Below are 13,689 nucleotides of genomic sequence, written 5' to 3' on the forward strand. Positions count from 1 at the left end.
CCGCACCAGAGATATTTTGACCAAAGCCAGCGGGGCATGGACACAAACAGATCGGCTGAATCAAACATCAGACACTCTGCTTCATGAGGTTACGACGGGCCAGAGCGCCGATGGCCGGAAGCTTACGACCAAAGTGGACGAAGACGGCGATGGAACCGTTGATCGGGACCTGATTGTCCAGGTGGATTTGGATCGCAACACGACATCGACATGGCGCGACCTGAGCTCTGAGTCGGGGGTGTCGGCCAATATCACAGGTTTTGAAGACGCAAACGGGTTCAATACTGAATATGCGTTTGATCTGGACGGGGATGGTGTCGCCGAGTTCACGCGCGAAGCTTCTGTCAGCTTTGACGCTTCCGGTTCGGAGGTTTCGGAATATAAAGAAACACACGGCGCCCGCACCAGCTTTGAGGAAACTGTAACAACCTCCTTTGACGGGCTCGAACAGGTCGTGGAAACCGACATAGACGGTGACGGCGGCATTGAAGTAACGCAGTTATCAACGACAATCTTGCACGATGACGGGCGCCAGACGCTGAATGTCAGCGTGACATATGCCGATGGCAGCTTCAAATCCACTCTGCTGCGGACAACAAGCGCCGACGGTCGTGAGGTCACCGAAACGCGGGATTATGACGGCGACGGTCAAGACGATGTCGAGACTACGTCCGAAACGGAAGCGGATGGGCGCTTTAACCAGATCGAAAAGTCTTATGATGTCGAAGGTGATCTGCAGAACACCAGGACGACCACAGTGTCTGCAGATGGGCTGATTACCACTATAACTACCGATGAAACCAATCTGACAATCGAAATGTCATCAATTGGAAATGGCAGCTACACCGCGAGCTACAGCGATGATGACGTGAGCTACACAAGTTCACATCAGCTGGACGGGGCAGGTGTCGAAACCTGGTCGCTCACCCGGAACTCGGACGGAAAATCAGAGTATTTTCACGCTCGGCTGACGGCTGACATGAAAGCTCGGGTAATCGCAGAGGCTGAACGCCTGTATGATACCCTGCTTGACCGGTACATTGATCCCTCTGAAATCGAAACACTCGTGGCGCATGTCGAAAACGGCGAGCTCTATATCGAAGGCCTGGCCGACGAGTTGTTGCAGTCTGACGAGTTCGCGATGCGGTATACGAGCATGTCAGACGGCTCTTTTGTCTATCAGATGTACCAAAACGCATATGGGCGAGGTGCCAGCCTGGAAGAATTTGAAGATGCGCTTTCAGGCTTGTCCGGCGGAGCGATGACGCGGGCGGAGTTGGCTGCTGACCTGTCAGAAAGCTCCGAACATCTGGTTGTTGGTAACGGGCACATGTCCAGCAACAATTTTGATGTCTTCCTGAACCCCGCAAAAGCAGAGAGAAACATCGACAAAGCCTACATCTCGAAAGTTGCGACAGATCTTGTTGCTATTCTCTATGGCAAGCAGCTCATGGACGTCGCGCATGACCTTTTGGTGTATCGGGCACATGACGGTCAGGAATCCATCTCTGGGCTCGCCTCCCGACTGGCCGCCGGTACCTCCGATGTTGTGCCTGACTTTTCGGTCGACTTGCCTGGCATGAGTGATATTGAGTTTGTGACGCATGTGCTCGAAAACGCCTTTGGGACGACGCCTGCATCATCAGACATTGGCCGATGGAGCGGCATTCTGCAATCCGGCCAAATGACCCGGGGCGATTTTGCTCTGATGATCGCACAGAGCACCGACTACACGGCGTCTGGTTCGCAATCCACTACCAATTCATCTGGCCTTGAACTGTCAGGCGGCGGTGGTAACGACACCCTGCAGGGCGGCAACGAGTCAGATTATCTGTATGGAGACGCGGGTGCCGACAACATCTTTGGAAACAATGGGCATGATTACCTGTTCATAGATGCTGCGGACTTGGCATTTGGGACGGTAAATGGCGGTTGGGGATTCGACACTGTCAGAATATTGGACACGATCGGTGTCTCGTTTGTCATGGCTGATCACAGCATCGAAGCGGCCTATGGCGGCAGCGGAAACGATACCATTTCCGGTGCAGGTCATACAAACGGGATCGTAATTTCCGGCGGAGATGGCAATGATGCTATAACTGGTGGAGATGGTGCCGACAACCTGCACGGAGACCGAGGCGCGGACACAATCGGCGGCGGTGCAGGAGATGATTACCTCTATGGAGGTGTCGGCAATGACATTCTGAGAGGGGATGGGGGAAAAGACCGTCTTTACGGTGGAACAGGAGCTGACAGTCTGTATGGCGGGGATGGTGACGACTACCTCGTTGGCGGCGAAGGTGCTGATCGATTGGACGGCGGAATCGGTGGGCTTGATCAGGCGGCGTACTGGAACGCCACATCCGGTGTGACCGCCTCGCTGCAGGACAGTTCTCTGAACACGGGCGAAGCCGAAGGCGACAGTTATATAAGCATTGAACGGCTTGCGGGGTCTGCGTTTGGCGACACGCTGCACGGTAATGCCGGAAACAACCAGCTCCATGGTTTGGGTGGGAATGACAAGCTTCTTGGAGGCGTCGGCGCGGATGTCCTGAACGGCGGTGGTGGTTTTGATCAAGCGGCGTACTGGAACGCGACCTCCGGTGTAAAGGTAGATCTGGCCCATGCTTCGGCCAACACGGGGGAGGCTGCGGGGGATACCTTCATTTCTATTGAGAGCCTGGCCGGATCGACACACGCAGATACGCTGCTTGGAGACGGTGGTGACAACAGCCTTTGGGGTTTGGGAGGTGCTGACACTCTTTATGGTCGTTCGGGCAGTGATAGTCTCTATGGTGGTTCGGGCAATGACAGCCTGTATGGCGGGGACGATGATGATTATCTGATCGGCGGTGCCGGTGCTGATCATCTGGATGGTGGCAGCGGTGGCGCCGACCAGGCTGCGTACTGGAATGCCACATCCGGTGTGACGGCCTCGCTGCAGGACACTTCCCTGAACACGGGCGAAGCGGCAGGTGATACCTATGTCAGCATTGAACGGCTCGCAGGGTCTGCCTTTGGGGACACGCTCTACGGTGATGCCGCAGCTAACCAGCTGCATGGTCTCAATGGCAACGACACCCTGTATGGCGGGGATGGTGATGACAGGCTTATGGGGGGGAAGGGTACGGATACCCTAAATGGGGGAAACGGCGCTGATGAATTTGTATTTGATGCGCTATTAGGCGAAGGTGATGATATCATTACTGACTTCGAAATCGGGTTGGATATTCTGACGATACACGGAAGCACTTATGATGATCTTACCCTGATCAGTATTGGCTCCGGCACGCGGGTCGACTGGGACAATGGATCTGTCGAACTGATCGGCGTTGACGTTGTCCAGCTCACCGAAGATCAGTTCAGCTTTGTGTGATCACTCTGATGAAGGCTTGGGCGGCACAACGAAGAGATGCCGCCCGGCCGCTTGCCGGTATTGGGGCGCGTTGGACTCTTTGGTCAGTTTGGCAGTTCAGGCATTGCGCGGAACGGCGTCCCAGGCTCTGTCGACCCATACGCACCTACTGAGAATCTGTGCATCCGGAATATGCAGTTCGTCCGGTGTCCGTTCGGTGAAGCCGACCCAACGCGTTCGGTGGAGGGTGTTGAGCAGGGGGAGCGGTGGTCAACAAAGAAGGATTTCTAGCCAACCGATCCGAAACCACAAAACAGGAAACCCACCGGCGTGAACCGATGGGCGCTAACAAGCAAAGAACAAATAGGAAGAGATCAGTGCAGTGTAACTCGCTTTTTGCCTCTTGCCGCTTTTCTCTGTTTTGCTTCGATGGCTTTTCGCTGTTTGCGGTTGAGACCACGGTATTGGAGATTTGGTTTTTTCGCCGCAAATGCGGACGACCCACTGGAACTGGATAAGTCAATAGTGCCTACTGGCGGAGCAAGCCGTGTGCCAATACTCTCCCATTCACCGGCCAAGTAGATGGCTTCAAGATCAACACCGGATCGGTTGAGAATGTAGTCCTCAGGATTCGGTAAATGTTCAGAGTATGTCCAACGGAAAGGCATTTTCTGACCGCTCGTTCCGCCTAGGATAAAGCCATCGTCAGTAACCACGCCACCGTTTGCCGCAATCATGTCCGAAACTGAAACATCTTGGCCGGTTTCCAAGATCAGCCGGGTTCCGAGGCGGATTTGCCCAGACTCTTTGATCTTGGTTCGTCCATCAAAGTGCGTGTCGCCAACAACCGTATGGATTAGTTTATCACCCGCTGAACCCACTTCGCATGCGGTTGCCGCCCTTATTAGCTTGCCCTTTAGGCCTACCACGGCGCCATCTGTGCGCAGGATATCCATGATCGGTACATGCTGGCCTTCAAACTTACCGCTGCCACACAGATATACGTGACCGGGCGTTACGCCCGTGCCCCAAAAATCTAAGATGTGCGAAGCATCGTTGGTAAATGTCCGAGTTACACGTCCAGGCTTTAGGTTTCCTTTCTTATCGTACGAAAGCACAAGCTCGTCAGGTTTGATTTCCTCTATCGGCTTTTGCCAGACTTTGAAAAGAACACCTTCTTCGTCATAAGTACCATCTGCTTGAGGCTTTGTGTCCCCGCTCAGGGGCCACATGTCGATAGGAGTTCCGGCAATGAAACATTCAGGTGGATCAGTATGAGCAGCGGCTGCTTGTTTCATATCCTGCCACATCGCTTCAATTTCGGCGGCAGTCGCCCCGTTCTTTCTCATGGTTGCCGCATTAATAGCGTACAGTTCTTCAAGTGTAGGTTGACCAATCATGGCGTTTCCACCAACAGGTCCAAGCCAATCAGGATTTAGCGCTCCACCTTGGGTGATAGCGCGATTCATGAGTTCTTGTTGTGATAGCCCATAGCGTGTCATGGGATCGCCATTTGGTATGACTGAATTTGCATACGCTTCAGCAAGCTGGTTCGCCCGATCAACAGGATCAGCCGCTCGGAAAGCATCACCAATAGCTCTCAATGCGGCATTGTCGTCGGGGATATTTGGACCAAGCTCGTTTGCCAAGTCTTGCAGTGCGTCTTTAACTGAACTGGAATATGGGGTAGGTCGACTATCGTCCGCCATGAAATCCTCAAGGTAGCTTGTTTGAAAACTAGGTTCAGTATCGCAGCATTAGTCTTAGCATCAACCCCAACGTATGGGGCTGTAGAAGGCTTTGATGAAATTTGTACCACTTTGCATGAGCCGGATTTCTTTGAAGATATGCGCTACTTGTTGTCATCAAGCGAAAGATGCACTGGTCATTGCGATTCTGGCGAAGCACGTGTCGGTAAGACTGTCGCAGTGCGAATAGTGGCAGATCATCTGACCAAGACCCAGGATCAGACCGTAAAGAGTTCGGTTTCTTGGGCGCTAAGTACCCTAAGTGAAGTTGTCGGGCCAGAAATACAGGTCGAGCTTGTGGACACATTCGACGACGCTTCTGTTACGAAGATCGTAGTTTTTCCTGTTACTTATGATTTAGATCGAGCCCTCATTGAAAACGGCCTGCCGGGACTATCAGCAGACGAATACGTTTTTCCACATCGAGCAGTTTTGGTTGAAGGCGGATGCTCTATGAGGTTTTTCATAAGTGAGTTGAACAGTGTTGAGACGATTACACTAAGCTACGTTTTCGCCTCTGCACAGAGCATCAAGGACCCTAGCGATCTTGATCTATGCATTCTAGAAGAGATCACCCATGCATTTGGCCTTTTTGGTGATCCCCCAGGAAGCGCGTCTCTCTTTGACTTTGGTAATGTAGATGCTTCAGGCGCTCGCCCACGCCATTCAAAAAAGACTAACGCGATGCTTCGCTACATGTACTCCGGGAACCCAACGAACGAGGAAAAATTCAATTCCTACCGGGAGTTCATATGCGGACAAATCGAGTAAATCACTTGATGAGGGTTATCACATGATTCTTGCTGGCGGTTTGCGCCGTTGATTTCAGCCATGACCACTTTGCTTCCGACAGAAACAGTGAATTAAGGGTCGCCGTAAGCGATCCCTCCAAGATTTTCACCGATCTAACCCATTTGGGAAGGGGCAAGGCAGGTCTAGGGGGCTTTGCCCCCGGTGCCTACGGCACCTCCCCCAGGATATTTTTAGAACATTGAAAGGTTTAATATTATTTGACGTTTTGTTGACGAGCTGTGCCCGTCGGATGAACCCGGTCAGTTTATTGAGCGGTTAGTTCGGTGTAGCGCCATGGCATGAGTTCATCGAGGCGATTGATTTTGTGGTCCGCAATGCGTTCCAAAACCCAGCTCAGCCAAGCTTGCGGGTCGACATCATTGAGTTTGGCGGTCTCAATCAGGGTGAAGGCGATGGCCATGGCTTTTCCGCCCCCTTCTGATCCGGCAAACATCCAGTTCTTGCGCCCGATGGCGACGGGTTTGACAGCGCGTTCTGTTGCGTTGTTGTCCAGTTCGAGGCAGCCGCGGTCGAGATAGGCACGGGCTTTGGGCAGGCGGCCCAGTGCATAGCGGATGGCCTTCGCCAGCGGGGTTTTACCGGAGATGCGGGGCACAATTGATCGTGAAGCCATTGTTCAAGGTCATTAAAGACGAGTTTGGCCATGCCCTGTCGCAAGGCGATACGTTCTTGAGGGGATTTTCGCCGCGCCTCTTTTTCCACGGCGTAGGGCTTTGCAATTCTGCGGATGGCTTCCTCAGCGACTGAAGAGCCCTGTGCCGCAAAGACATCGACGAATTTGCGCCGGACATGTGCCATGCAGGCCATCTCACGGACCTTGCTCTCTCCGAACAACCCGTTGAAGCCGGAATAGCCATCGGCATGGACCCAGCCCTTGTATCCTGACAGATGGTTGGTGGGGTGTTTCCCCTTCCGGTCGATGGTGAACCGATACCAGGCGCAGGGTGGTGATTGGCCAGACCATGGCCGTTCATCCCGGACATAGGTTCAGACCCGTGCGGTTTTGGTTTTCTTCTGGCCCGGAGCCTGCATCTTGACCAGGGTATCATCGGCAAAGATGGCATCACCCTGTCGCACCATGCGTCCGATGGCATCAGCCAGCGGTTCCAATAAAGCAGTGGACCAGCCCACCCAGTCACTCAGGGTCGAACGTGCCAGATCAAAACCATCACGGGCATAAATCTGGGATTGCCGATAGAGCGGCAGATGATCTGCATACTTCGAGACCAGCACATGCGCCAGCAGACCCGGCCCCGGTCGCCCGCGTTCAATCGGGCGCGAAAGCAGCGGAGATTGCGCAAAGGTCTCACAATCCGAACAGGCTTTACGGGGACGGATGATACGGTTCAAAACGAACCGGCCCGGAACATATTCCAGTTCTTCGGTCACATCCTCGCCCTGCGTCTTCAGCGATCCGACGCAATGGGTGCATTCTTCACCCGGTGACAGGATCTGCTCCTGCCGATCCAGATGGTCGGGCAAAGGTTTGCGGCTGTGTTGCCGGGTTGATTTGTCTTCTTCAGCAACGGGCATGGGATCGGTCTGTGCCTTGGCCGGCGCTGCAATCTGTTCGTCTTCCTCGAAGGTCAGATTGAGTTGATCCAGGCTCTCCAATTTTGAGCCGAACCGGTGCCTGTTATGACCCGCCAACTGATGCTGGAGTTTCTCTATCAGCAAGGCTTGGGATTTGACCTCAGCCGCTAGCAGCGCATTGGCGCGGCGCAGCTCAGAAGGGTCATCGGACCCGATACCGAGGTCATTCAGCATCGCCGATCCTATACCGGATCAGCGGGGTCAGGTGAATCCCGAAAGAAATCAAACACCTGTGTTTATTGAACTATCCCGTGCTCAGAGGCCGCTAGGTCTTTTGAGGCATCCGCCAGTCGATCCCTTCCAGCAACATCGACAACTGGGCGGGCGTCACGCTAATCTTGCCATCCTTTGCGGCAGGCCAGACAAACCGGCCTTTCTCCAGCCGCTTGGAGAACAGGCATGCCCCTTGCTGATCCCACCAGATGATCTTCAGCAGATCGCCACGACGGCCCCGGAAGACGAACAAGTGCCCGCTATAGGGGTCTTCAGACAGCACCTTCTCCGCCTGTGCCGCCAGCGTATTGAAGACCCGCCGCATGTCAGTCACACCAGCCGCCAGCCACACCCGCGTGTCGCTCGGCACCGGGATCAATGCAGGATCCCTTTGAGCAGTCGCGCCAGAACATCAGGATCGAACCCGGCTTCGGCGCTGATCTTGTGCCCACCCATCAGCTCAATCTCGATCCTGCCAGAGGACGAAGAGGACGGCTCAATACTGGCAGGCACCGGATCGACCGTTTCGGAGACTTCTGAACTGATCTCAACCGGCAAAAAGATAGGCTTAGCCGAAACATCAATCACATCCGGTGCAAAGCGCGGGTCTTTCAGCCACTTGAAAATAAGATTGGCATTCACCGCATAGCGCCGGGCAACCTGGGCCACAGAAACCCCAGCCATCGATGCTTGATGGCAAATCTCGCGCTTCTCTTCATCCGACCAAAACCGCTTCTCACGCTTGCTAATAGAGTACCCCATGGTGTCCACCATCGATAGTGGACACCCTAGGCTCAGGACCCATTGATTTCCGTTTGGCCGCGTGGTTCATCGCGTTAAAACGAGCGGTGAACATGTGTGCTCTTTTCTAGTTGAGCGACGAGCAAATGTCGCGTCTGGCGCCATTCTTCCCAAAACCCCACGGCGAACCTCGCGTTGATGACAGGCGTGTGTTGAGTGGAATTATCTTCATCAATCGCAACGGGTTACGGTGCGCGATGTACCTAGGGAATATGGACCACACAAGATGCTCTATAATCGTTGGAAGCGATGGAGTGACAGAGGTATTTTTGCCCAGATGTTGGTCGGTTTGGCTGCCAACCACGGCGATGAAAAGACGGTCATGATCGATGCTATGTACCTCAAAGCCCATCGCACAGCGTCCAGTCTTGCGGTGAAAAAGGGGGACGTGGACGTCTGATTGGGCGCACCAAGGGTGGAATGAACACAAAGTTGCATGCAGTTTGTGACAGTCAGGGGCGCCCTTTGAATCTGTTTGTCACTGCGGGTCAGATCAGCGACTACATTGGTGCGAGGGCATTGATCAGCAGTCTGCCAAATGTCGAATGGTTGCTGGGTGACCGCGGCTATGATGCCGATTGGACCAGAGAAGCGTTGAAAGACAAAGGGATACGCGCGTGCATCCCAGGCCGCAAACAGCGCAAGACAGCTGTCCGATACGACAAGCGCCGCTACAAACGCCGCAATCGGATCGAGATCATGTTTGGCAGATTGAAGGACTGGCGCCGTGTGGCGACGCGGTACGACAGGTGTCCCAAAGTCTTCCTCTCAGCAATCGCTCTCGCCGCTTTGGTCATCTATTGGCTATGAGATGTTGTAACGGGGCCTGCGTCGCGCGCTGCCCGTTATCGCTTGCAAGCTGACAGGTCAGCTGCCGACTTTCCCGTATTGGATCTATATGGAGGATCAGGGGATGAGACTGTTTGTCGGACTGGACGTGTCATTGGCCAAGACCGCGATCTGCGTGATTAGCGCGCATGGCAAGATCATCAAGGAGGCTGAGATTGCGAGCGAACCCGAGGTTTTGTCGCGCTGGCTGGCCGATTTGGACGGAAGCATTGACGCGATTGGTCTGGAGGCGGGGCCGTTGTCGCAATGGCTGCACAGGGGGCTGACCGAAGCGGGCTTGGATGCTGTGCTCATGGAGACGCGCCAAGTGAAAGGTGCATTGAAGGCGATGCCGATCAAGACGGATCGGCGGGATGCCGAGGGGATCGCGCGCCTGCTTCACCTTGGCTGGTTCCGCCCGGTTCACTGTAAGTCGGTCTCGGCTCAGGAAACCCGTGCTGTACTCGGCGCTCGGAAAGCGATTCAACAGAACATGATCGCTTTGGAAATGTCGCTGAGAGGACTGCTGCGAAACTTCGGCCTCAAGGTTGGTGCGATCTCTCGCGGCAGGTTCGAGAGCCGTATTCGGGAGTTGGCGGATGGCAATCCTATGCTGGAAACCGCAACAGGGCCGATGCTTCGTGCCAGAGGTTCTCTGCGACAGGAGCTTGCAGCCCTTGAGAAGCAGGTTCGCCAGCTCGCTCAAGACGACCCGATTTGCCGTCGCTTGATGACGATGCCGGGGATCTGCGCGGTCGTGGCATTGACCTTCCGTGCAGCCGTCGATGATCCGGCGCGCTTCCGGTCGTCAAAGACGATAGGTCCTTGGGTCGGTCTGACGCCCTCTCGTAACCAATCCGGTGAACGTGATGTCTCGGGCGGCATCACCAAGGCCGGTGACGTCAACCTGAGGCGAGCATTGTGCCAAGCTGCAACCGTCATGATGAACCGTGGCCGCTCGACATGGCTGAGAGCATGGGGAGCTCAGCTTGCGCAACGTCGTGGCCGAAAAATAGCGATGGTCGCCCTCGCTCGCCGCATCGCTGTAATCCTTCATCGGATTTGGATCGATGGCACAACCTTCCAACCTGATGCGGCACCAAGCATGGCCTGATCGAACACTTCTCCACTTGCTGCCTGCTTGAGTGCAGGCCTTTGAGGTCCCGTAGGGACGTGGTTCCGATGATGCCGAGGTCTGGACTGTCGCTGACTTCGATCAAGCACGCCTATGAGATGGGCACATCGGAGTTACATCGAACCAGCATCATGTTGGCAACCAAAGCGTTGACCACGAACCGAAGCATATACCCGAAGAACTTCAACCGAAGGCTGAGACAGAAAGCAGGGCGGGCAAGACTAATACTGAAATTACCGCCTTGGCGGAGCAATTTACCTGCGCAAAACACCTTGACTGGGACGGCTCCGTTACCGAAGTCCTGACCCTATCCGCCGCTCTCAAGGCTGGACACAGGTGGAACTCGCAAAGCGGCTGGATCTTTCCCGTGAAACGCTTGGAAAATACGAACTTGGCCAGCGAAAGCCCTGCTCACTGGCCCTGTTGGAAATCACGCGCCTGACCTCTGCCAGTCCGTTGGAACTTGCGTTGCAGAACAAGAGCCCAGAGAAAACGCTTGTTCAGCAAGGCGTGCAGTGCGGATATTCCCGGCAACGCTCTATGTGGCCCCAACGGTTGCTCGAGGCCCGGCATCGGCTAGTATGCGCGAGAAAACGTTTCGAGCGCGAAGTGTATTCTGCATGGGCGCGGCGCTGGCACGAAGCCCAGAGTGGGTTCTTTTTGGGGCAAAGATCGCATACCTGCTGCGCACTCTGGCAATGGAGTATGATATACCAATTGGAGAGTCCACTGAACCCATCGATTGGGCGCTTTTGATATCATTTGGCACCTGAATTGCCGCCCGTCGAAACACCTGCCGGATGTTCAGATCGACAGACAACGCAGGGTTGATTCAAAGCGGATACAGGCGCAGCAGCGCAAGTTGGGAGTTTCTGTGCATATAGGGCGGCGGTCGGCACAACTTTCGGGTGTGTAGCTGCGGGCAGCTTGGGGTGAAGCGCGGAGCTATACGGGGGCGGCCAGAAAGCTGGGAATGGATCACACGACGCTGGCAAAGCGTTATATTGCAGTGAAAAAATTTAAATGACAGGTAGTCACAAAGTGTTGACATCAAGTGCTAAACTGTGAATCGTTTATTCATCCCTTGCGTGTGTGGGCACCCAAAATACCCGCTCGGGGCTTAAAATGGTTTTTGATGCAATGTCATGAGTACTTGTCACAAGCGTTTCACAACTAGTTCATTACGATTGGAGTACCGTGACGAAATTTTGCAGTTTTAACGCGCTGCTCATGCAGAAAGCATCTTTCAGGATGTTCCCTTTACCGAGCGTAAGTTCGACCGGTTCTTTGAGGAGATCATCAATGACCCGGGGCGGTACCTGGGATTGAAGGCGCAGCTGGGGAGCAAATTCTGGGTGTTCTCCACTGTAGCCGCAGGGGATACTTTGTGGGCGATGACTTTCGTTTGGCGAGTGTGAACATACTGAGATGTCGACAAGCAGATCCGCTCGACTATGCTAGTGCAGAACAACTCGTCAACTAGTTTGATGGTAGCTGTACCTACAGGATTGGACTATGAAAAACACTACTTTCCGCTTAATGAATATAGTAAGGATTTCGTCTCTTACGCTGACCGCCGTTGGATCGATGGCATTTGCTGAAGGTGAAGACAAAAAGCCATATCCTAACCCATCCGATTGCTTGCAGGGGCTTCAAGGACTCGACTTGGTTTACAAGTCCCAGATGCAGTCATCTTGTTTTCAGATTGCGTTGGAGCAATGTGAAATGGAAGCAGAGACTTTGAAGTGCATTGAAAGTGCAAACTCTGACATAGCGTCGCGTTTCCAAGACATTTGGGGCGAACTTCCTCGCGACATTTCTGGAAGCTCTTTCGCCAAAAAGAGCTATGAGCGAGGTATTAAAAAGTTGTCAGAATCTGACCCAGCAGTTGAATGTGAGCGTGAAAACGAGAAAGAGAGAGTGCTTTGCGTCTATTTGAACGAGTCCGTAAGGCTTATCGAGGCTTTTAGGCTCGCTGATTTAGCTGATGTACTTTGACTTAGAAGTATTAATTTAGGAGAATATTATGGGCCTTAGGGTAACTTATGATGCAAGTGGCAGGGCAACGGTTTCGGTTGAAGAAAGCTCTTTCTTGTCTGGAAGCGACGGCGTCATTTCAAACCACAAGGACTTTCTAAAAGGTGTTAAGGGCGTAGCCAACAACTACTTTGAAAACCAACTCAAGCAAGAGGCGTTGAGAGGTAACGTAGCACGCCACAATGAGCTTGTTGACCTACAACAAGCAAACCCAACGAACTTAGATATACGTGCTCAAGTTGAGGAATCGAAATTACGGTTGGATTACACCGTTGCCGCAATGCAAGGTTCTACTCGATTGGGCGGTGCAGTGGCGGATGCAATATCCGAGCAAATGGCACGTATGGGTTTGGATGAATTGACTGGTTACTATGAGAATTCAAATTTAACGCCCCAAGAAAGACTGGCGGCGACAAAAAGCGTGCTTGGGTTTCTAGAGCAGCAAGGTCTACCTCTAAATCCTGAAACACTTGGGTTCGCACTGGAACGCCTAAATACTCCTGAGATTAACAAGCTTGAGCAATCGCTGACTGAATGTTTTATTGACGGAACTCCAATCGACATGTGGCCTCTCAGCGTGGAGACAAAACCACAATCAGATGGCACATATGACGAAAAGGAGGTTCTTTCCAAAATCGGGCAAAAGCCGATAGAGGAAATCAGGCCTGACGATCTTGTGCTTTCGTACGATAAGAAGGGCAACCTTAAACCGGGACGGGTTATACGCACTTTCCGCAATGAGGCATCGCATGTTCTGGATGTGTTTGGCCTGAAGGTGACGCCGGGCCATGTGACCTTGTGTGGGGATGGCGCGTTTGAGGGCCAGCATGTTCCGATGCTGGACATTCTGCGCTCGGACGGGGCGTTGGTTCGGACGGATGGCTCGAAGGTGCGGGCGGCAACCGGGTGCGATTTGGGCTCTGCAGGCGATCAACTGATAATGGCGGTTGTCGGCGAACGGCAGACTAACGGTCAGATCAGGATTGCAGACTCTGGCAGCATCCGGGCCGGGACGCGTGTCATACTGGAAACCGGTCAGGATGTATCGATTCTGGAGGTGATCTCTGCCAATGGTGGTGTTTTGAGCGATGACGGCTATGTGCAGACATCCTGGGCCGGCCCGAAGCTTCCCTTCCGCTGGACATTCACACCCCACTTACCGAAGC

The 13,689-nt window shown here is 53.7% G+C and carries 9 protein-coding genes and 2 pseudogenes; 7 read left to right on the forward strand and 4 right to left on the reverse strand.

What is annotated here, in order from left to right:
• Positions 1–3,376, forward strand: a 3,376-nt coding sequence (locus AC2TCY_RS22555) for a DUF4214 domain-containing protein (protein ID WP_480850950.1), incomplete at its 5' end; no start/stop codon positions are given.
• Between the two features lie 353 nt (positions 3,377–3,729).
• Here AC2TCY_RS22555 and AC2TCY_RS22560 read toward each other — a convergent pair.
• A complete protein-coding gene (locus AC2TCY_RS22560) occupies positions 3,730–5,064 on the reverse strand; it encodes a hypothetical protein (RefSeq protein WP_480850952.1) in 1,335 nt (444 codons plus the stop codon).
• 21 nt (positions 5,065–5,085) lie between these two features.
• Here AC2TCY_RS22560 and AC2TCY_RS22565 point away from each other — a divergent pair, with 21 nt between their 5' ends.
• The gene (locus AC2TCY_RS22565; RefSeq protein ID WP_480850953.1) at positions 5,086–5,874 is read left to right on the forward strand and encodes a hypothetical protein; all 789 of its coding nucleotides are present in this window, start codon (positions 5,086–5,088) and stop codon (positions 5,872–5,874) included.
• Positions 5,875–6,160: 286 nt separating this feature from the next.
• Here the strand turns inward: AC2TCY_RS22565 and tnpC are convergent.
• The 3 genes and pseudogenes from tnpC to tnpA all read right to left on the reverse strand — a co-directional run bounded on the left by tnpC (position 6,161) and on the right by tnpA (position 8,484).
• A pseudogene (gene tnpC, locus AC2TCY_RS22570) lies at positions 6,161–7,683 on the reverse strand (IS66 family transposase).
• 91 nt (positions 7,684–7,774) lie between these two features.
• Positions 7,775–8,101, reverse strand: coding sequence for an IS66 family insertion sequence element accessory protein TnpB (gene tnpB, locus AC2TCY_RS22575; RefSeq protein WP_480850955.1), 327 nt, complete (start codon positions 8,099–8,101; stop codon positions 7,775–7,777).
• A complete protein-coding gene (gene tnpA, locus AC2TCY_RS22580; protein ID WP_480850956.1) occupies positions 8,098–8,484 on the reverse strand; it encodes an IS66-like element accessory protein TnpA in 387 nt (128 codons plus the stop codon). Before tnpA ends, tnpB begins: the two co-directional genes overlap by 4 nt.
• A gap of 125 nt (positions 8,485–8,609) precedes the next feature.
• Here tnpA and AC2TCY_RS22585 point away from each other — a divergent pair.
• The 5 genes and pseudogenes from AC2TCY_RS22585 to AC2TCY_RS22605 form a co-directional block, all read left to right on the forward strand.
• Positions 8,610–9,333: pseudogene (locus tag AC2TCY_RS22585) on the forward strand (IS5 family transposase).
• A gap of 103 nt (positions 9,334–9,436) precedes the next feature.
• Entirely contained in the window at positions 9,437–10,465 is a 1,029-nt protein-coding gene (locus AC2TCY_RS22590) for an IS110 family RNA-guided transposase (protein WP_480850958.1), read from the forward strand.
• A gap of 330 nt (positions 10,466–10,795) precedes the next feature.
• A complete protein-coding gene (locus tag AC2TCY_RS22595; protein WP_480850963.1) occupies positions 10,796–11,242 on the forward strand; it encodes a helix-turn-helix domain-containing protein in 447 nt (148 codons plus the stop codon).
• Positions 11,243–12,001: 759 nt separating this feature from the next.
• A complete protein-coding gene (locus tag AC2TCY_RS22600) occupies positions 12,002–12,484 on the forward strand; it encodes a hypothetical protein (RefSeq protein ID WP_480850960.1) in 483 nt (160 codons plus the stop codon).
• A 28-nt stretch (positions 12,485–12,512) separates the two neighbouring features.
• The coding region (locus AC2TCY_RS22605; RefSeq protein WP_480850962.1) for a Hint domain-containing protein at positions 12,513–13,689 on the forward strand (1,177 nt) is incomplete at its 3' end.

Source organism: Ruegeria sp. HKCCD7181, from assembly GCF_057221055.1.

Bases quoted from the DNA above. Each gene is read 5' to 3' on its own strand.
- AC2TCY_RS22560 (WP_480850952.1), bottom strand. From the start codon at position 5,064: ATGGCGGACGATAGTCGACCTACCCCATATTCCAGTTCAGTTAAAGAC.
- tnpA (WP_480850956.1), bottom strand. From the start codon at position 8,484: ATGGGGTACTCTATTAGCAAGCGTGAGAAGCGGTTTTGGTCGGATGAA.
- AC2TCY_RS22590 (WP_480850958.1), top strand. From the start codon at position 9,437: ATGAGACTGTTTGTCGGACTGGACGTGTCATTGGCCAAGACCGCGATC.
- AC2TCY_RS22600 (WP_480850960.1), top strand. From the start codon at position 12,002: ATGAAAAACACTACTTTCCGCTTAATGAATATAGTAAGGATTTCGTCT.